26 protein-coding genes are annotated in these 16,457 nt (G+C 58.0%); 16 read left to right on the top strand and 10 right to left on the bottom strand.

The genetic code is table 11. From position 1 onward, the window contains the following. Positions 1-11: 11 nt before the first annotated feature. From ACR0D7_RS14210 to ACR0D7_RS14190, 5 genes are all read right to left on the bottom strand, one after another. Complete coding sequence (locus tag ACR0D7_RS14210) at positions 12-572, bottom strand: F0F1 ATP synthase subunit B (protein ID WP_480679584.1); 561 nt, start codon at positions 570-572, stop codon at positions 12-14. A 5-nt stretch (positions 573-577) separates the two neighbouring features. After that, complete coding sequence (locus ACR0D7_RS14205) at positions 578-1,129, bottom strand: F0F1 ATP synthase subunit B' (protein WP_480679583.1); 552 nt, start codon at positions 1,127-1,129, stop codon at positions 578-580. Positions 1,130-1,215: 86 nt separating this feature from the next. Beyond that, positions 1,216-1,440, bottom strand: coding sequence for a F0F1 ATP synthase subunit C (locus ACR0D7_RS14200; RefSeq protein WP_005981269.1), 225 nt, complete (start codon positions 1,438-1,440; stop codon positions 1,216-1,218). Positions 1,441-1,488: 48 nt separating this feature from the next. Beyond that, complete coding sequence (locus tag ACR0D7_RS14195; protein WP_170575535.1) at positions 1,489-2,247, bottom strand: F0F1 ATP synthase subunit A; 759 nt, start codon at positions 2,245-2,247, stop codon at positions 1,489-1,491. Positions 2,248-2,249: 2 nt separating this feature from the next. Next, on the bottom strand, positions 2,250-2,582 hold the full coding sequence (locus ACR0D7_RS14190; RefSeq protein WP_480430820.1) for an AtpZ/AtpI family protein: 333 nt from the start codon (positions 2,580-2,582) through the stop codon (positions 2,250-2,252). A 231-nt stretch (positions 2,583-2,813) separates the two neighbouring features. On the opposite strand from ACR0D7_RS14190, the gene ACR0D7_RS14185 reads away from it, so the two are divergent. Then, complete coding sequence (locus tag ACR0D7_RS14185) at positions 2,814-3,149, top strand: ArsR/SmtB family transcription factor (protein WP_170387171.1); 336 nt, start codon at positions 2,814-2,816, stop codon at positions 3,147-3,149. Positions 3,150-3,155: 6 nt separating this feature from the next. Here the strand turns inward: ACR0D7_RS14185 and ACR0D7_RS14180 are convergent, their stop codons facing one another. From ACR0D7_RS14180 to ACR0D7_RS14170, 3 genes are all read right to left on the bottom strand, one after another. Then, the gene (locus tag ACR0D7_RS14180) at positions 3,156-3,569 is read right to left on the bottom strand and encodes a universal stress protein (protein ID WP_480679582.1); all 414 of its coding nucleotides are present in this window, start codon (positions 3,567-3,569) and stop codon (positions 3,156-3,158) included. 213 nt (positions 3,570-3,782) lie between these two features. Beyond that, positions 3,783-4,697 (bottom strand): DMT family transporter, encoded by a 915-nt coding sequence (locus ACR0D7_RS14175; RefSeq protein ID WP_480679581.1) that lies wholly within the window; start codon positions 4,695-4,697, stop codon positions 3,783-3,785. After that, positions 4,694-5,572 (bottom strand): LysR family transcriptional regulator, encoded by an 879-nt coding sequence (locus tag ACR0D7_RS14170; protein ID WP_480679580.1) that lies wholly within the window; start codon positions 5,570-5,572, stop codon positions 4,694-4,696. The genes ACR0D7_RS14175 and ACR0D7_RS14170 overlap by 4 nt, the downstream gene beginning before the upstream one ends. Positions 5,573-5,689: 117 nt before the next feature. Between ACR0D7_RS14170 and ACR0D7_RS14165 the strand changes: the two genes are divergently transcribed. After that, complete coding sequence (locus ACR0D7_RS14165; RefSeq protein WP_480679579.1) at positions 5,690-6,271, top strand: FMN-dependent NADH-azoreductase; 582 nt, start codon at positions 5,690-5,692, stop codon at positions 6,269-6,271. A 66-nt stretch (positions 6,272-6,337) separates the two neighbouring features. After that, positions 6,338-7,078: an aspartate/glutamate racemase family protein gene (locus ACR0D7_RS14160; RefSeq protein WP_480679578.1), complete on the top strand. Its 741-nt coding sequence runs from the start codon at positions 6,338-6,340 to the stop codon at positions 7,076-7,078. On the opposite strand, the gene ACR0D7_RS14155 is transcribed toward ACR0D7_RS14160, so the two are convergent. Then, complete coding sequence (locus tag ACR0D7_RS14155; RefSeq protein ID WP_480679577.1) at positions 7,079-7,609, bottom strand: prolyl-tRNA synthetase associated domain-containing protein; 531 nt, start codon at positions 7,607-7,609, stop codon at positions 7,079-7,081. A gap of 88 nt (positions 7,610-7,697) precedes the next feature. Between ACR0D7_RS14155 and ACR0D7_RS14150 the strand changes: the two genes are divergently transcribed. The 10 genes from ACR0D7_RS14150 to trmD all read left to right on the top strand — a co-directional run bounded on the left by ACR0D7_RS14150 (position 7,698) and on the right by trmD (position 14,104). Beyond that, positions 7,698-8,216, top strand: coding sequence for a hypothetical protein (locus ACR0D7_RS14150; RefSeq protein WP_480679576.1), 519 nt, complete (start codon positions 7,698-7,700; stop codon positions 8,214-8,216). Between the two features lie 160 nt (positions 8,217-8,376). Further along, on the top strand, positions 8,377-9,882 hold the full coding sequence (ffh, locus tag ACR0D7_RS14145) for a signal recognition particle protein (RefSeq protein WP_480679575.1): 1,506 nt from the start codon (positions 8,377-8,379) through the stop codon (positions 9,880-9,882). Further along, positions 9,879-10,433, top strand: coding sequence for a GNAT family N-acetyltransferase (locus ACR0D7_RS14140; protein ID WP_480679574.1), 555 nt, complete (start codon positions 9,879-9,881; stop codon positions 10,431-10,433). The genes ffh and ACR0D7_RS14140 overlap by 4 nt, the downstream gene beginning before the upstream one ends. 34 nt (positions 10,434-10,467) lie before the next feature. Next, on the top strand, positions 10,468-10,764 hold the full coding sequence (locus ACR0D7_RS14135) for a chorismate mutase (protein WP_170387153.1): 297 nt from the start codon (positions 10,468-10,470) through the stop codon (positions 10,762-10,764). A gap of 43 nt (positions 10,765-10,807) precedes the next feature. Continuing rightward, on the top strand, positions 10,808-11,197 hold the full coding sequence (gene rpsP, locus ACR0D7_RS14130; protein WP_170575548.1) for a 30S ribosomal protein S16: 390 nt from the start codon (positions 10,808-10,810) through the stop codon (positions 11,195-11,197). Between the two features lie 12 nt (positions 11,198-11,209). Continuing rightward, a complete protein-coding gene (gene bluB / locus ACR0D7_RS14125; protein WP_480679573.1) occupies positions 11,210-11,845 on the top strand; it encodes a 5,6-dimethylbenzimidazole synthase in 636 nt (211 codons plus the stop codon). 4 nt (positions 11,846-11,849) lie between these two features. Then, on the top strand, positions 11,850-11,999 hold the full coding sequence (locus ACR0D7_RS14120) for a hypothetical protein (protein ID WP_480679572.1): 150 nt from the start codon (positions 11,850-11,852) through the stop codon (positions 11,997-11,999). Beyond that, positions 11,992-12,495 carry a ribosome maturation factor RimM gene (rimM, locus tag ACR0D7_RS14115; protein ID WP_480679571.1) on the top strand — a complete coding sequence of 168 codons (504 nt, stop codon included), beginning with the start codon at positions 11,992-11,994 and terminating at the stop codon, positions 12,493-12,495. The genes ACR0D7_RS14120 and rimM overlap by 8 nt, the downstream gene beginning before the upstream one ends. After that, on the top strand, positions 12,495-13,310 hold the full coding sequence (locus ACR0D7_RS14110) for a hypothetical protein (protein WP_480679570.1): 816 nt from the start codon (positions 12,495-12,497) through the stop codon (positions 13,308-13,310). Before rimM ends, ACR0D7_RS14110 begins: the two co-directional genes overlap by 1 nt. Beyond that, positions 13,307-14,104, top strand: a complete 798-nt coding sequence (trmD, locus tag ACR0D7_RS14105) for a tRNA (guanosine(37)-N1)-methyltransferase TrmD (RefSeq protein ID WP_480679569.1) — start codon at positions 13,307-13,309, stop codon at positions 14,102-14,104. Before ACR0D7_RS14110 ends, trmD begins: the two co-directional genes overlap by 4 nt. On the opposite strand, the gene ACR0D7_RS14100 is transcribed toward trmD, so the two are convergent. After that, the gene (locus ACR0D7_RS14100; protein WP_480679568.1) at positions 14,101-14,901 is read right to left on the bottom strand and encodes a glycoside hydrolase family 25 protein; all 801 of its coding nucleotides are present in this window, start codon (positions 14,899-14,901) and stop codon (positions 14,101-14,103) included. The two genes, trmD and ACR0D7_RS14100, sit on opposite strands and share 4 nt — an antisense overlap. A 379-nt stretch (positions 14,902-15,280) precedes the next feature. Between ACR0D7_RS14100 and rplS the strand changes: the two genes are divergently transcribed. The 3 genes from rplS (at position 15,281) to ACR0D7_RS14085 (ending at position 16,427) form a co-directional block, all read left to right on the top strand. Next, positions 15,281-15,664, top strand: a complete 384-nt coding sequence (gene rplS / locus ACR0D7_RS14095; RefSeq protein ID WP_170328369.1) for a 50S ribosomal protein L19 — start codon at positions 15,281-15,283, stop codon at positions 15,662-15,664. 11 nt (positions 15,665-15,675) lie between these two features. Beyond that, positions 15,676-15,897, top strand: a complete 222-nt coding sequence (gene rpmE, locus ACR0D7_RS14090; protein WP_480679567.1) for a 50S ribosomal protein L31 — start codon at positions 15,676-15,678, stop codon at positions 15,895-15,897. Between the two features lie 302 nt (positions 15,898-16,199). After that, a complete protein-coding gene (locus tag ACR0D7_RS14085; RefSeq protein ID WP_170387134.1) occupies positions 16,200-16,427 on the top strand; it encodes a hypothetical protein in 228 nt (75 codons plus the stop codon). Positions 16,428-16,457: the final 30 nt, after the last annotated feature.

Raw genomic sequence — 16,457 nt, 5'->3', positions numbered from 1 at the left:
TGTGACCAGATTTAGTGAAGCTTCTCACCAACATCTGCAATGGCAGCGTCGATCAGTTTGTTCGCCTGAGTCGCAGTCATCTGCTTAGCCAATACCGCGTTGGCTGCCGAAACAGCGACGGTGATGGCTTGATCACGGACCTCTTTGACAGCCGAAGCTTCGGCCGATGCGATCTGATCTTGCGCAGCAGCCAAACGGCGTGCGATGGATTTCTCCAGATCGGCCTTGGCCTGCTCAGCCGCCAGAGCCGCGTCGTCTTTCGCAGCCGCAACGATCGCGTCTGCCTGTGTCTGCACTTCGCGCTGCTTGCGCTCATACGAGGCCAGCAGGCTGCGGGCTTCTTCGTGCAGGGCACGGGCTTCGTCCAGCTCGGACTTGATGCCTTCGGCACGGTTGTCCAGCGCACCGCCAATCATGCCCGGTACTTTGAAGTAGAACAGGACCGCGATGAAGACGAGGAAGCCCAACGTCACGACAAAGTCGGTGTTGCCAAGCGAGAAGAACGGGCCGCTTGCGGCCAGCGCGGGGCTGGCTGCGCCAAGGGTCAGGATAAGGGCAAGAGTATTCCGCATGTCACTTATCCTTTCACTTGCGCGTCAACGGCACTGTCAATAGCTTTGGCATCTGCCTCGCCGCCCAGAGCTGTGACCAGTTCAGCCGCCGTATCCTTGGCAACCACTTGAATGCTATCCAGCGCACTGGCACGGATTTCGGCAATTGCCTTTTCCGATTCAGCCGCCTTTGCAGCGATTTCTGCGTCCGCCTGGGCAATCGCGTCGTCCAGGCCAGCCTGGATTTCTGCTCGGGCTTCGGCAGCGATACGCTGCGCTTCGGCACGGGCATCGGCCAGCGCCTTGTTATAGGCCTCTTCGGCCTCGACCGCCTTGGCCTTCAGATCTTCGGCCGCAGCCAGGTCATTTGTAATGGTCCCCTGACGCTCAGCCAGGATTGCCGCGATGCGGGGCAGAGCCACGCGAGACAGGACCAGAAAGATGACGACCAGCGTAATGACCAGCCAGAAAATCTGGTTGGGGAACCAATCGAAGCAGAGCTGCGGCATCCCGATGGCAGAGCCATGCGAGTCGATGCACGAGCCAACTACTTCTTCGCTAATGGGTTCAGTCGCCATGATGTCCTCCGTCGGAACGTTGTCTTTACAACAGGTGGGCCGCTATGGCTTGGGCCCACCTGCGCGTAAGGATCAGGTTCCGCAGATTAGACGGCGAACATCAGCAGCAGCGAGACCAGGAATGCGAAGATGCCCAGCGCTTCTGCGAATGCGATACCGATGAACAGGGTTGCGGTCTGCGAAGCAGCCGCAGAAGGGTTGCGCAGGGCGCCGGCCAGGAAGTTGCCTGCAACGTTGCCCACCCCGATTGCGGCTGCGCCGGAACCGATTGCTGCCAGGCCTGCGCCGATGTGTGCGAGATCGCCTTCCATGATGTTTCTCCTTACGAATTGGAAGTTTCGATGTTTGGGTATCGGACCTTAGTGCGAAGGATGCAGCGCATCTTTCAGATAAACACAGGTCAGAATGGTGAAAACGTAGGCCTGGATGAAGGACACGAGGACCTCGAGGCCATACATTGCGGTGATCGCCAGCACGGACACAGGCGAGATCGCGGCAATCGCGGCGAAGCCTGCGAATACCTTGATCACGGCGTGGCCTGCCATGACGTTACCAGCAAGACGAATGGAGTGGCTGACCGGACGCACGAAGTACGAGATCAGCTCGATGATCGCCAGAACCGGGCGCAGCGCCAACGGTGCGCTGGAGACCCAGAACAAGCCCAGGAAGGCGGCACCGTTCTTGACAAAGCCCAGCACGGTCACGGTTAGGAAGACCGACAGCGCCAGCGGGATGGTCACGGCGAAATGCGATGTGGTGGTGAAGGACATGGGGATCATGCCCAGGAAGTTTGCGCAGACAATGAACATGAACAGGGTCATGACATAGGGGAAATACTTGACGCCTTCCTTGCCGCAGATGTCTTCCAGCATCTTGTAGATAAAGCCATATGCCAATTCAGCAATCGACTGCATCCGGGTCGGAACAATCGCGCGCTTCGAGGTGCTAAGAACCAGCAGGCCAAAGATCGCCGCAATTGCGAGGAACAGCCACAGGGTCACGTTGGTTGGCGTGTACCATGCAATGCCGCCGTCACCGAACAACGGTTTAACGATGAACTGATCCATCGGGTGGAAAACCAGGCTGCTGCCTTCTGCTGCGGTGGTCTCAGTTGCCACGTTCAGTCCCTCTCGTCCTTTTCGGCCGCCTCAGCTGCCGCTTGTTTCTCTTGAACCTCTTTGGCGCTGCGGAGCATAACCTTCACTCCGGCGACAAGGCCCAGTAATGTAAACAGCACCAGAAAGATCGGGATTGTCCCGAGCAGGCTGTCTAGCCCGTATCCGATGCCAAATCCGATCCCCAGACCGGATACCATTTCTATGACCATCCTCCAGGCAAGTTCGCCTCCGGACACGTCAGCATCTGCGCGGGGCTTCGGCGCTTTGGCCTTTTTCGCCGCTTCGATCTTGGCCTCAAGCTGCGCCATACGCTGCTTTTGGTCGTCATCGGTCACGGGCGTTTCCCTCGTACAGTCTTGGGCACGGTGCTAAGCGGCAAGAGGCACAGAGTCAACGGCGTTGAGTGCCCCAATTGACGCATGTTAAGCTGTTGTTTTTCAGTATTTTTTACCCGAACCACATCTTCGCAATACTTGATGCATCACCTTCCTGCAGACCAAAAGGACAGATATCGCATATTCAACCAAATGGTTGACCAATCCCCATGGCTGTGGTTCAGCGAAGTCATGTCCAACGATCTCGATACCGTATTCGCAGCCCTTGCTGACCCTACGCGCCGCTCCATCCTGGCGATGCTGCTAGAAGATGATATGGCCGTGACCGACGTTGCCGAACCGTTCGACATGTCATTGGCCGCGATCTCAAAGCACTTGGTCATACTGACAAAGGCCGGGTTGATCAGCCAAGAAAAACGCGGTCGGGTAAAATGGTGCAAGCTGGAACCGGATGCTCTGCGCGATGCCTCAGTCTGGATGCAGGGGTTCGGACAGTTCGAACCTGTCAATTTAGATGCGTTCGAACGGTTTCTAGAAATCGAACTGCCCGCGTCCGAAGATCCCTAGTCCGATCTAACGGACCACAAAGACGGAAACATTGGCGTGATTGGCCAAATATCCTGCATGGCTGGAAAAGATATAGTCGGTTATCCGCGGTGCATGGGTGCCGACAATAATCAAATCAGCGCCGATTTCTTCGGCAGCGCCTTTTAAGTCGCCGTCAACCTCAGCCGCAACATCGACCGAGTGAATATTGCGAAACGCAACTTCTGTCTCGCTGTTTTTGGCCAGTTGATCAGCGAAAGCGCGCAGCTCTTCGTTGGTCGTGGCGTCCGTCTGAACAGGATCACCGGGCTGGGTTCCGGTCACACTGACAACTGTAATCTTTGCTTGTTGCCATTTGGCAACTTCAGCCGCGACATCGGCAGCCTTGCGGACTTCTGGCGGCAGGTGCAGGTCAACAGGAAACATGATGTGGGTGTACATAACGACGTCCTCCTCCGCCAAAAGAATAGAGATATTCGCATATATAAACTTTGATCTACCTCAACGGTCGGCTTAGCCACGAATACGGCGACCACCCTTCCTAATTGCGGACTGACAAACCTGCCGCTGCGATCAGATAAATGCTGGCTTCTAAATCAATTGCCTGTGCGTGTTTCCTGTCAACGCTGGCACAATCCAATCTGAAACCAACCCTCACTCAGTCACCGGCTTGGTCGAACTTCCGGGCTGTTCTTCAGATTTCAGCAACAGCACAAGCGCAACGACTGTCAGGATCGCTCCGACCAACACCAATAACGCAGGTGGCTGCTGGCCCAACGCCATTTCCCACAAGATCACCCAACTGGGGATCAGGTAGGTGTAGGCCATGACCTTGGCCGAAGGCAGCCGCAGGGTAGAAAACTGCACGAGAACAAAGCTGGCTGCCGTCGCAAAAATCGACACATATAACAGCCCAACCCAAACGATCAGCGGCAGGTTGACCCAGTCTGTCGAGCGAATTTCGGACCAGCCGTAAAGCGTAAGCAAGAGGCAGCCCGCGACCAGAGTGCCAAAGGAAAACACCACTGCCGGCTCACCCCGGTTCAACTTACGCACCATTGGTGTATAGATCGCATGCGCCACACAGCCAAAGAAATAGATGACTTCGCCACGATCGATCTCAAAGGCTTTGAAAGCCTGCCAGTCCGCGCGGAATATGACCCACAATGCACCTACGGCGCCCACCGAAAGCGCCAGAGCCATTCTTGGTGTTGTGATCTGTCGCAGCAATACCCACCCGGCCACGGCTGACATCACCGGGGTGAGCGTGAATACTGCTGCCGCGCTAACGGGCGGTGCAGTTTTCAAGCCATGAAACATTAGCACGAAATAGGCGGCGAACAGCCCGCCGAGCACCAGATAGCGCCACGGTGCCTGCGCCGCGCTGCGCGGCAAACCAGTGGTCAAAAGCGCAACGACCCCAATCAGCACAGAGGCAATCAAAAAGCGCGCCGCCGTAATCGCTTCGGGGGCAATTTCATTGGCAATCAGCGATCCCAGTGAAAAACTGCCAGCCACCAATGCCGAAAAGGTCAGCATTGCCAAATGGCCCTGCGCTTGCGACGTCACGCCTTCCACTCTTTCATACGGTCTTTTAGAAAGGTCAGGAACGCCTGCACCTTGGTCGTGCGATGCAGATCCACATGGGTTACCAGCCAAAGCTTGCCGGACCATTCGGGCAGGTTGGTCATCACCTCCTGCAATTCAGGGTTTCTTGCGGCCTCCCATCGCGACATAAAACCGATCCCGGCCCCTGACAGCACCGCCTGACGCATAGTGAAATTATTCGAACACCGGAAGGTGATGGCCTCGGGCGGCGCATTCTCCCGAAGCCATTGCGAGAATGGTGCGCGACTATTTTCGTCATCATTGCCAACAAAGGAGTGATTGGCAAAGTCCTCAATCCCCGATGGAACGCCGTGCCGCGCGACATAATCCTTGCTGGCGTACAACCCCATCTCCTGGGTCCAAAAGGGTTGCACCACATTGTCGGGTTGATCCGGCACAGAACCAGCCCGGATCGCCACATGGGCCTCGCCATACTCAAGGCGGAACAACCGATCGCCGGTCAGGTAGCGTACGATAACGCCGGGATGGAGCTGTTGAAACTCACTGAGAATAGGCACCACAAGCGGTGCGAGTGATGCCAGTGAGGTGACAACGAGCTCTCCCGCGACATCATCACCCCGGCCCTTCATGCGACCGACCAATTGATTGAACTGATCTTCAGTCGCTTGCGCGACGCGTAAAAGATCCTCTCCGGCCTCTGTGGGCGTGTAACCCCGCGCGTGGCGCTGGAATAGCTTGACGCCCAATCGCGCCTCGATCGCGTCAATGTGGCGGATCACAGTTGCATGATGAACACCCAAAACATCGGCTGCCCCGCTGACCGTTCCCATTCGGGCGACCTGATAGGCGGTTCTCACTTCATCCCAATTGTCCATGGCAACCATCTTATGTGCAATTTCCAACAGTCAATGTTGATATATCCGAGTTTTGTTCACAGGCGCAACATCCATATTCGGGGCAGACAAAATTTCCTACTGGAAGGACCAAGTGAAATGACCAAAACCATCCTGCATATCGACGCCTCTGCCCGCCGCGAGGGTTCTGCCACTCGAGACCTGTCTGACCGCATCGTCAAACATTTGGGCGCGGCCCGCATCATTCGCCGAGATCTTGCAACTCCCCTGCCCTTGCTGACTGAAGGCTGGATCAATGCCAACTTTACGCCCGCAGATCAACGAACCGAGGTTCAGCGCGATCAGCTGGCACTGTCGGATACACTGGTGACCGAACTGCAGGACGCCGACACCATCGTCATCGGTTTGCCGATTTACAACTTCTCGGTTCCGGCCGCCTTCAAAGCCTGGATCGATCTTGTCGCCCGCGCGGGTCTGACATTCTCGTACACCGAGAACGGCCCCAAGGGTCTGCTGGACAGCAAACGCGTAGTTCTGGCCATCGCCTCGGGTGGCACTGCTGTCGGGTCCGAAATCGACTTCGCCACTAACTATGTACGCCACGTGCTGGGCTTTATCGGCATCACAGATGTCGATGTTGTCGCCGCCGACAAGATGGCGCTGGACGCCGAAGCGGCCCTTAGCAACGCCCACAAAGCCGTAACCGAACTAGCCGCCTGATCGGCTCTGGTCCTTGCCTGATGAAACGTCCAGTCTGTTCCCGAACAACAGGCTGGGCGCTTGCATATGAAGAAAATCGGCATTCTGGGTGGTGTAGGCTGGGCCTCGACCGTGGATTACTACCGGGCGATTGCCCAAGGCGCGGGCCGGTATTTTGCCGAACGCGGTTACGGCTCTCCGCTGCCGATCCCGCCAATGACTATCGAGTCCGTCACGCAGGCCAAAACACGCGCTTTGCGTGGCGTGGCCGGGGATGAGGCCAGTTGGGCCGGTTTTGACGCTGTTTTTCGCGAGGCATTGCTAACGCTGGAAAATGCTGGTTGCGATTTCGGGATCATCGCCTCGAACACGCCGCACGCGCGGCTGCATGCGATCCGGCAGGGTGTTTCCATGCCCATCCTGAGTATTTTTGACGCCACCGCCGAAGTCACAGCAGCCACAGGCGCGTCAAAGGCCCTGATCTTGGGCACCTCGGTCACCATGCAAGCAACCGACTACGCCGACCGGCTGGCCCAAGAGGGCATCACCGCCAACAACCACTTGCCCAATCCTGAAATCACGGAAATGCAGGCCATGATCGACAGCGATTTCTACGGTGGCGCTTCCGATACCGCCCGCGCACGGTTGCTGGCCTTTTGCAACAAGCACGCCGCACCCGGCACGGCCATCCTGCTGGCTTGCACGGAATTGCCACTGGCCTTCCCCGATCATCTGGACGATCCGGTGTTCGAGGCAGAGGGGCATCTGTTCATAAATCCATCGGCTGCGCATGTGGCTGCCGCACTGAAAGAGGCGCTGGAAGGCTGATCAGGGCAGCCAGATCACGTCACAGCCGATCTTGTCGAAAAACGCCAGCAGGTCTGCCCGCGCCAGAACCACGGTCCGGTCATTGACCAGCGGGTGCATATAGATGACATCCGCTTCTTGCCCAGCGCCATCCATGAAGAAGCGAACGTTATTCTGCACCCCATTTATCATCGCCAGCGGACTGACCGCGCCGGGACGAATTCCAAGGTTCTGCATAAGGCGATCTGCCGAGCCAAACGACAGGTTCCCCACTCCCAATTCAGCCCCCAGCGCTTTGAGGTCAATCTCTCGGCTCTGCTCTAGCGTCACCAGGTAGTTCCGCTTTTTCTTGTCGCGCAGATAGAGATTCTTGAGCCGCAAAGAGTTCTCACCCGGCACCATGAACTGATCCTCGACCGCTTTGGCGTCTTCAACCGTGCGCAATGGTACGTGCGTGTGCAAGCGATAGGTCAGGCCCCAGCCATCCAACTGCGCCAACAGCGCATCCGAGCTGAGTGGTAGTGTATCCTGAAAAGCGGATGATGCGTCCATGGGAACCTCCTGTCTGTCGCGCTCATCGCGCAACCTGAGGGCAAATTCAAGCCACGACAGAGGCGGAATTCGATGCTAGCGTGCCGCCATGAAAGTGACACGCAATGACCCGAACCAACTGATCCTGTCCGACACACCTTGGTTTATAGGCATCATGTTGGTCTTCTTCATTCTTGCCTTTGTTGGTCCTGGCCTGCTCCTAATGAGCGAAGGCGGTGAAGGCATCTGGTTCGGCCTTATCTTCGCACTTGGCGGGGGCGGATTGGGCTTCGGCGCCTTTTGCGCCTTTGTTCGCCGTGTGCAGGTCATATTGGACCGCACCAAAGACAGCATCGTAATCCGCAGGCAGTCTGTTTTCGGCTATGAGGCAGTTGAGCATGTGCTTTCGAACCTATCCCACGCCGAAATTGAATCCACGACGTCGCGCAGTAACAAGGGCTCATCGACTCTTTATCGCCCCGTTCTCGTTTTGAACAAAGGCATGAGCGCAGGACGCCATCCGATTGTCGAGGCTTATTCCAATGGATCAGGGTCACACCGGCTGGTCGATGCAGTCAATGAATGGCTTCCGGCGCACAAGGTTGACTCTGACAGCCAATCGGCCTAAATCGCCGCAAACATCCGGAAGCATCTGATCTTCCGGTCCCTTGAGTCGTTCAGGGATCGCCCCCCACCAGCGAGTTTCGCCCGTGGGGGCAATTGTGCATTTAACCGGTGCTTCTTATCTAAGAGGCGCCACCAGATAACCGGCTAAGGAGGCCGAAGGCATGTTTGAAAATCTATCCGAACGCCTTTCCGGCGTCTTTGACCGGCTGACCAAACAGGGCGCGCTGTCCGAAGAAGACGTAAAAACCGCCCTGCGCGAAGTCCGCGTTGCCCTGCTTGAGGCCGACGTCTCGCTGCCGGTGGCGCGCGCGTTCGTCAAGAAGGTGCAGGAACAAGCGACCGGTCAGGCGGTCACCAAGTCGATCACTCCCGGCCAGCAGGTCGTCAAGATCGTGCATGATGCGCTGGTTGATACCCTGCGTGGCGAGGAAGACCCCGGCAAGCTGAAGATCGACAACCCGCCTGCCCCGATCCTGATGGTCGGCCTGCAGGGCTCGGGTAAGACGACCACCACCGGTAAGCTCGCGAAGCGGCTGAAAGAGAAAGAGGGCAAGAAGGTCCTGATGGCCTCGCTCGACGTCTATCGTCCGGCGGCGATGGATCAGCTTGCGGTTCTGGGCACGCAGGTCGGCGTGGATACGCTGCCGATCGTGCCGGGCCAGACGCCGGTTGATATTGCCAAGCGTGCCAAGCAGCAGGCAACGCTGGGCGGCTACGACGTCTATATGCTCGACACTGCGGGCCGTCTGCATATTGACGAAGTCCTGATGGACGAGGTCGAGCAGGTCCGCAACGTGGTCGACCCGCGAGAGACGCTTCTGGTGGTCGACGGTCTGACCGGTCAGGTCGCCGTGGAAGTGGCCGAAGAGTTCGATGCTAAGGTCGGTATCTCGGGCGTGGTTCTGACACGGATGGACGGCGACGGGCGCGGTGGTGCAGCGCTGTCGATGCGCGCGGTCACTGGCAAGCCGATCCGCTTTGTCGGTCTAGGCGAGAAGATGGATGCGCTCGAAACCTTCGAACCGGACCGGATCGCCGGACGTATTCTGGGTATGGGCGACATCGTTGCTCTGGTCGAAAAGGCCCAGGAAACGATGGAGATGGAACAGACCGAGCGCATGATGAAGCGCATGGTCAAAGGTCAGTTCAACATGAACGACCTTAAAATGCAGCTGGAACAGATGATCCAAATGGGCGGCATGCAGGGCATGATGGGCATGATGCCGGGCATGGGCAAGATGGCCAAGCAGATGGATCAGGCCGGTCTGGACGACAAGATTCTGCGCCAGCAGATCGCCATGATCCAGTCGATGACCAAACGCGAGCGCGCCAACCCGCAACTGCTGCAAGCCAGCCGCAAGAAACGGATTGCAGCCGGTTCGGGGATGGAGGTCAGCGACCTCAACAAGCTGCTCAAGATGCACCGGCAGATGTCGGACATGATGAAGAAAATGGGCAAGATGGGCAAAGGCAAAATGCTGAAACAGGCCATGAAGGGCATGTTCGGCAAAGGCGGCCCCAGCCCCGAGGAAATGGCGGCAGGCATGGACCCCAAGGCGCTGGAACAGGCGGCCAAGGCCATGGGAAAGATGCCCGGTGGAATGCCCGGAATGGGCGGCGGCATGGCCCTGCCTCCGGGTCTCAGCGGGTTCGGTAAGAAAAAGTGAACCTGATCGCCCAACATATCCCCCGGCTTGAGACCGAGCGCCTAATCCTGCGCGCGCCGTCCGAGGCTGATCTGGACGCGGACGCTGAGTTCTATGCCAGCCCGGCGGCGGATTTCGTTGGCGGGCAAAAAAATCGAAGCGAAACCTGGCGTTTAATCGCCATGCTGTTGGGCCATTGGACCCTGCGTGGCTATGGATTCTGGGGTGTCGAGGAAAAAGACACCGGCATCTATGTCGGGCGGGTCGGACTGTGGTTCCCCGAAGGCTGGCCTGAACCCGAAATTGGCTGGACACTTATGAACGGTGCCACCGGGAAGGGATACGCGACCGAAGCCGCTTTGGCCGCGCGCACCCATGCCTATGATATTTTGGGCTGGGACACAGCAATCTCGCTGATCGACCCAGAAAACCATGCCAGCAAGGCAGTGGCCAAGCGCATGGGCGCTGAACTCGACTATCATTTTGAGCACCCGAAATTCGGCACGACCGAAATCTGGCGCCACCCCGCCCCCGCCGATCTGGTGAATGGCGGCATGGAGGCCTACGCATGACCCGCATAGCTTTGACCTCTGAGAGGACCGGCCAATGACCAACCCCGTAACACAGGCTGCTGCGCTGTTGAAAGACCACCGCGAAAGCATCGACCGGCTGGACGCGATCCTTGTCTATACGCTGGGCGAGCGGTTTAAGCACACGCAGGCCGTTGGCAAGCTCAAGGCTGAACACGAACTTCCCCCGTCCGATCCCACGCGTGAGGCTACGCAGATCGCACGATTAGAAGACCTGGCGAAAGAGGCCGATCTGGACCCCGACTTTGCCAAGGCTTTTCTGAATTTCATCATTCAGGAAGTCATCCGACACCACAAGAAACACCAGAATTAACCGGAAACGATCCCGGTAAACGCCATCCAAAGGAGATTCCACCATGGCAATGAAAATTCGTCTCGCCCGCGGCGGCTCGAAAAAGCGTCCCTTCTACCGCATCGTGGCTGCTGACAGCCGCATGCCGCGCGACGGTCGTTTCATCGAAAAGCTGGGCACCTACAACCCGCTGCTGCCGAAAGACAGCGAAGAGCGCGTGAAAATGGACATGGAACGTGTTCAGTATTGGCTGGATCAAGGCGCACAGCCCACCGATCGTATCGCACGTATGCTGGAAGCAGCTGGCACCCGCGACAAGGCCGAGCGTAACAACCCGAACAAGGGTACCCCTGGCAAGAAAGCTCAGGAGCGCGCGGAAGAGAAAGCTGCAAAGGCTGCTGAAGCTGCCGAAGCGGCGGCTGCACCGGCTGAAGAAGCTGCAGCAGAAGAATAAGCAGGCGGGCGCGTGCAGGATCAGACTTTCAGTGACGATTTTCGCACGCAGTTCGATCTGTTGATGCGGCTCCGGCGCGATGTGCGCCGGTTCCGCACCGACGTTATAGACGAGGCAGTGCTGACGCGCTGCCTCGACGCGTTTCGGCTGGCCCCTTCGGTCGGGCTGAGCGAACCTTGGCGCGTTATTCGCGTCGAAAGTAAGGCCGCGCGCAAAGCGGCGCTTGAGAATTTCCAGACTGCCAATGCCGAGTCTCTGGCCGGGTATTCCGGTGAGAAAGCGCAAATTTACAGTGGGCTTAAGCTGTCGGGGATGCAGGAAGCCCCGGTGCAATTGGCTGTGTTCTGCGACGATGCCACCGACAAAGGGCAAGGTCTGGGCGCGGGAACTATGCCCGAAGCGCGGCGCTATTCCGTCGTTTCTGCGATCACGCTGTTCTGGCTGGCCTTGCGCACCCACGGGTTGGGCCTGGGCTGGGTGTCCATTCTGGACCCCGACAAAATGACCCGTGACCTGAACGTCCCGGATGGCTGGCGCCTGATCGGGTATTTCTGCGTCGGCTGGCCGGAAGAACAATTGGACACACCCGAACTGGAACGCGTCGGCTGGGAATCTCGTTACGACACTCTGCCGATCGAGGTACGATAAGCAGATGTTCGGATTGATACGTCTTCCCATCCTGTTGCTGATCGCCTTTATTGTCGGCGTGTTTTTTGAACGTGGTAACCAGCGCGAAGCTTGCGAGGCGCGCGGCAATTGGCAAGACGGGCTATGTGTGACTGTGGAAGGGCCAAATGAGTGATCTGATCTGCGTGGGCAGTGTTGCGGGCGCATACGGCGTTCGCGGTGAGGTGCGCCTGAAAAGCTTTTGCGCCGTGCCTGAAGACATCGAAACCTACTCTCCACTAACCGACGAAGAGGGCAAGGAACGGTTCCCGCTGGTGCTTACGCGCGCTATCAAGAACGGGTTTGCCGCACGTCTGGGCGGCGTTGAAACCAAGGAACAGGCAGACGCGATCAACGGCCTGCGCCTCTATGCCCGCCGCGATCAGTTGCCGTCGTTGCCCGATGACGAATTCTACCACACCGACCTGATCGGGCTTGAGGTTTATGACACGGGCGGCACCCTGCTGGGCCGGGTGAAATCGGTGCAGAACCACGGCGCAGCCGACCTTCTGGAACTGCACGGGCCGGGCCTGAAATCCACAGTCCTGCTGCCTTTTACAATGGAATCTGTGCCGACGGTTGATCTGGACAAGGGCCGCATCATCGCTGACCCGCCCGAAGGGCTTATCTGATGCGCCGCGTCCTGCTGCATCTGGGCCTGCACAAGACAGGAACCACAGCGGCACAGTCTTTCCTCTATGACAATCGCGAGCTGATCTGGCCGCATTTCGCGCTGGTGCTGCCCTATCGTACGCGCAAATCCGGCCTGTCGCGGGCGGCGACCAACCACTCGGTCTATGGAACCGTCGGTACGCTGTCCGAATTTGGCACGCAAGTGAGCGACTTTTTGGACTCGATCGATTTTGGCGACAAACGCGGCCTGATCGTCAGCGAGGAAAACTTCGCCGGTTTGCGCCCCAGCCGTAACATCGAAAACGGCTATGCAACCGCGCCAGAGCTTGCGGCCTGTCTGGTGGATGCCATCCGCCATCGTTTCTCCGGGCAAGAGGTCGAAATTAGCATCTACCTGTCGCTGCGCCAACGCGGCGGCTGGCTGCGCAGCCTTTGGGCGCATGATCTGGAGCGCATCCGCCAGGTGCATGATTACGAAGCCTATCGATCGAACATGGATCACCTGCCACCCTTGCAGGATACCGTGGATCAGATCCGGGACAGGCTGCCATCGGTCACCGTTACCGCCGAATGGCTTGAGGAACTGCAGTTGCGCCGCTATGGCCCCGGCACCCCGTTTGCCGAGTATCTGGACCTGCCCCGTGACAAGGCCAAGCTGCTGGTGCAGCCCACCAAGGTCAACAGTCGCCTGCCCGAGGACGTGCTGGTCGAATTGCTGGACCTGAACCGCTCGCGCTTGGACGAGGCTGCTCTGATCGAACAGAAGAAAGCGATTATTGAACGCGCGAAAGGCGCTTTGATCGGCACGACATGACTGACAAGCCTAGCAAATCCCACGGTCGCAAAGCGATCCGACCCACCCTGAAACCGCGTGAGTTGATGACGCCCACGCCCGATCTGCATGGTGTATGGAAGGCAAAGATCATCACGCTGTTTCCTTCCGCCTTTCCCGGTGTTTTGGGCGAAAGCCTGACCGGCAAAGCCCTGCAAGAAGGGTTGTGGCAGCTGGAAACCGTCGATCTGCGCCAGTTTGGCATCGGCAAGCACCGCAATGTGGATGACACACCCGCAGGCGGTGGTGCCGGCATGGTACTGCGCGCCGATGTGCTGGGCGAGGCCATCGAGCACACGATGGCGGGCATTCGGGGCAATTGGCCCCTGATCTACCTCAGCCCACGCGGTCGCCGGATGGATCAGAACATGATGCAGAACCTTGCCCGCTGCGATGGGATGACTTTGTTATGTGGCCGGTTCGAAGGTGTCGACGAACGGGTGCTGGAGCATTACGGCGTGCAAGAAGTCTCGTTAGGTGATTTCGTCATGACTGGCGGCGAGATCGCAGCGCAGGCGTTGATTGACGCGACAGTTCGGCTGATCCCCGGTGTGCTGGGCAATCAGGCCTCAGCCGAGGAAGAAAGCTTTTCATCGGGCCTGCTGGAACATCCGCAATACACCCGCCCCGCCGAATGGAAAGGCCGCCCGATCCCTGACATCCTGATGTCCGGTCACCACGGGCGCATTGCCGAGTGGCGGCACGAGATGTCCGAACAGATCACCCGCGAACGACGACCCGATCTGTGGGAGACCTACAAAAAGGAGCGGGATTAACCCCCTGCCTTCCAACGCGCCCAAGTCTCGGGGTGGCCATTGAAGGTGTTGATGTCCACCTTACCCTGCACTCCCGGAACCAGCCCGGTGCCAGTATACTGCCAAAACCGCCAGGAGGACTTGGGGTATACCTTGTGCGGATGCCCGGCAACGGACCGCAGCCAGAATTCGGTTCCGCGCAATCGGTCGATACCTGTGTCAGCGTGGAAATCCACAGTGGTATAGACAATCGGGCGACGACCATAATGGCGTTCAAGAATATCTAGGAACCGCTTGGCCTCGGCCCGGACAGTGGCGCCGTCGGGACGTAATCTGCAGGTTCTGGAATGTGGTGTCCACTCCATATCCAGCACATGCGGCAGGTCAGCCCCCTTTGGCACATTCTTGATGAACCACCGAGCCTGTTCATGCGCCGGGCGGCAAAAATAATAATAGTGATACGCGCCCCACGGCACGCCCGCCGCCTGTGCGCCGCGCCGGTGATCGTCGAACATGGGGTCGGCCACGTCGCCGCCCTCTGTCGCCTTGATGAACACGAAGCTGACGCCCGACGCCTTGGCCCGTCGCCAGTCAATTGTCCCCTGCCAGCGCGACACATCCAGCCCGTGTACCGGGTAATGACCCGGGTGCCGCCCATCCCAGTCATGCGGGTCTGCATCACCAAAGGCCGGGTAAATGACCGAAGGCGAGGTTGTGCTCAGAAAAGCTTTGGCCTCGACCTGTTGGGGCGGAGGGGTGCTGCGACCGCAGGATAGGGTCGCAAAGGCCAGGACGGCCAGCATCAACGCAATGCGCATGATCGGTTCCTGTTTTAAATGACTGCTCTTATAATTACCTCCAGCATGCCTGATCGAACTTACAAATCAACAGCGAAACTTATATACGGCACACAAGCGCTCATACCGCAAAAAATATGGGCATTTTTTCTTGCTGCCTGCCTAAAAAGTATATAAGAGACCGCAATCCGGTGCCGCAACTTCGCGACTCCGGCGTTTGGGTTTGCATTATGGCGCAACGCTCGGCTTTCTTCAGCCACGGCGTGTCAGGGCAGACCGGACCAAAGGAACATTCGATCTGACCTCTGGCGGGCTGTACGCAGGACCCGATGAAGACCAAGAGCTCTCAGGCCGTGCCCAAACTTCGTGGACCAACCACGAGCAGATAGGAGAAACTGCGATGGACCTGATCGCACAGCTTGAGGCGGAACAGATTGCCGCCCTGGGGAAAGACATCCCCGATTTCAAAGCCGGTGACACCATCCGTGTCGGCTTTAAAGTGACCGAAGGGTCGCGTACCCGTGTTCAGAACTACGAAGGTGTCTGCATCGCGCGCAAAGGTGGCAGCGGCATCGCCGGTTCGTTCACCGTCCGGAAAATTTCGTTTGGCGAAGGCGTTGAGCGTGTGTTCCCGCTGCATTCGACCAACATCGACAGCATCACCGTTGTCCGCCGTGGCCGCGTTCGTCGCGCCAAACTGTACTACCTGCGCTCGCGCCGTGGTAAATCCGCGCGTATCGCAGAAGTCACCAACTACAAGCCCAAGGCTGGCGCCGAGGCGTAAGGAGCGGAAAGATGAAAAAAGACATCCATCCCGACTACCACTTCATCGACGTCAAAATGACCGATGGCACCGTGGTTCAGATGAAATCCACCTGGGGCAGCGAAGGCGACCAGTTGGCCTTGGAAATCGACCCCTCCGTGCACCCCGCATGGACCGGTGGTTCGTCGCGCCTGATGGACGCCGGCGGCCGTGTGTCGAAGTTCAAGAAAAAATACGAAGGTCTGGGCTTCTAAGCCTGACCCGTTTGAGATGCGAAAGGCCGTCCTTTGGGGCGGCCTTTTTGTTTTAGAGGCGCCGAAGTTCAACATTGCCTCCAGATCACGTCAGGCACGGGGCTTCATTTCATCAAACGCAACTCAATTTACGCACCATCTGGCAAGGTCTGGTTCTCCAAGCACCCGAGACACCAATCCATCCTCCGTCGGTTCGTGTGCTTTGTGCAGCAAACTGCCTCGACGCAGGCCAATTTCGTCGAAGGCCGGTAAATGATACAATGGGCTGCGACAGAGGCTGAGTGACCACGGAGACCCGGAAAATGCCCCAATACAACGATATGATCGAGCTATCGGTCGAGGATATGGATCTGATCGAAACGGCTTTGCGCGGCTCCGCCGCCTCCTTGTCACAGGCAGCACTGGAAGATGGGAAAGACGGCAGTGCGGACCGCGAAAACACCCTGCGGCGGATTCATGATCTTCTTGGAAAACTACACGATCAGAAGGTCTTTTATCGCCCTAAGGGTGGGGTATACCTTGGCGGCTAAAGCCGCATAAACCAACTGGTTGAAATTAGT

The organism is Ruegeria sp. BB7, from assembly GCF_056539365.1.
The sequence above is the reverse complement of the archived record's forward strand: the minus strand, read 5'-3'. Positions and strand labels throughout refer to the sequence as shown.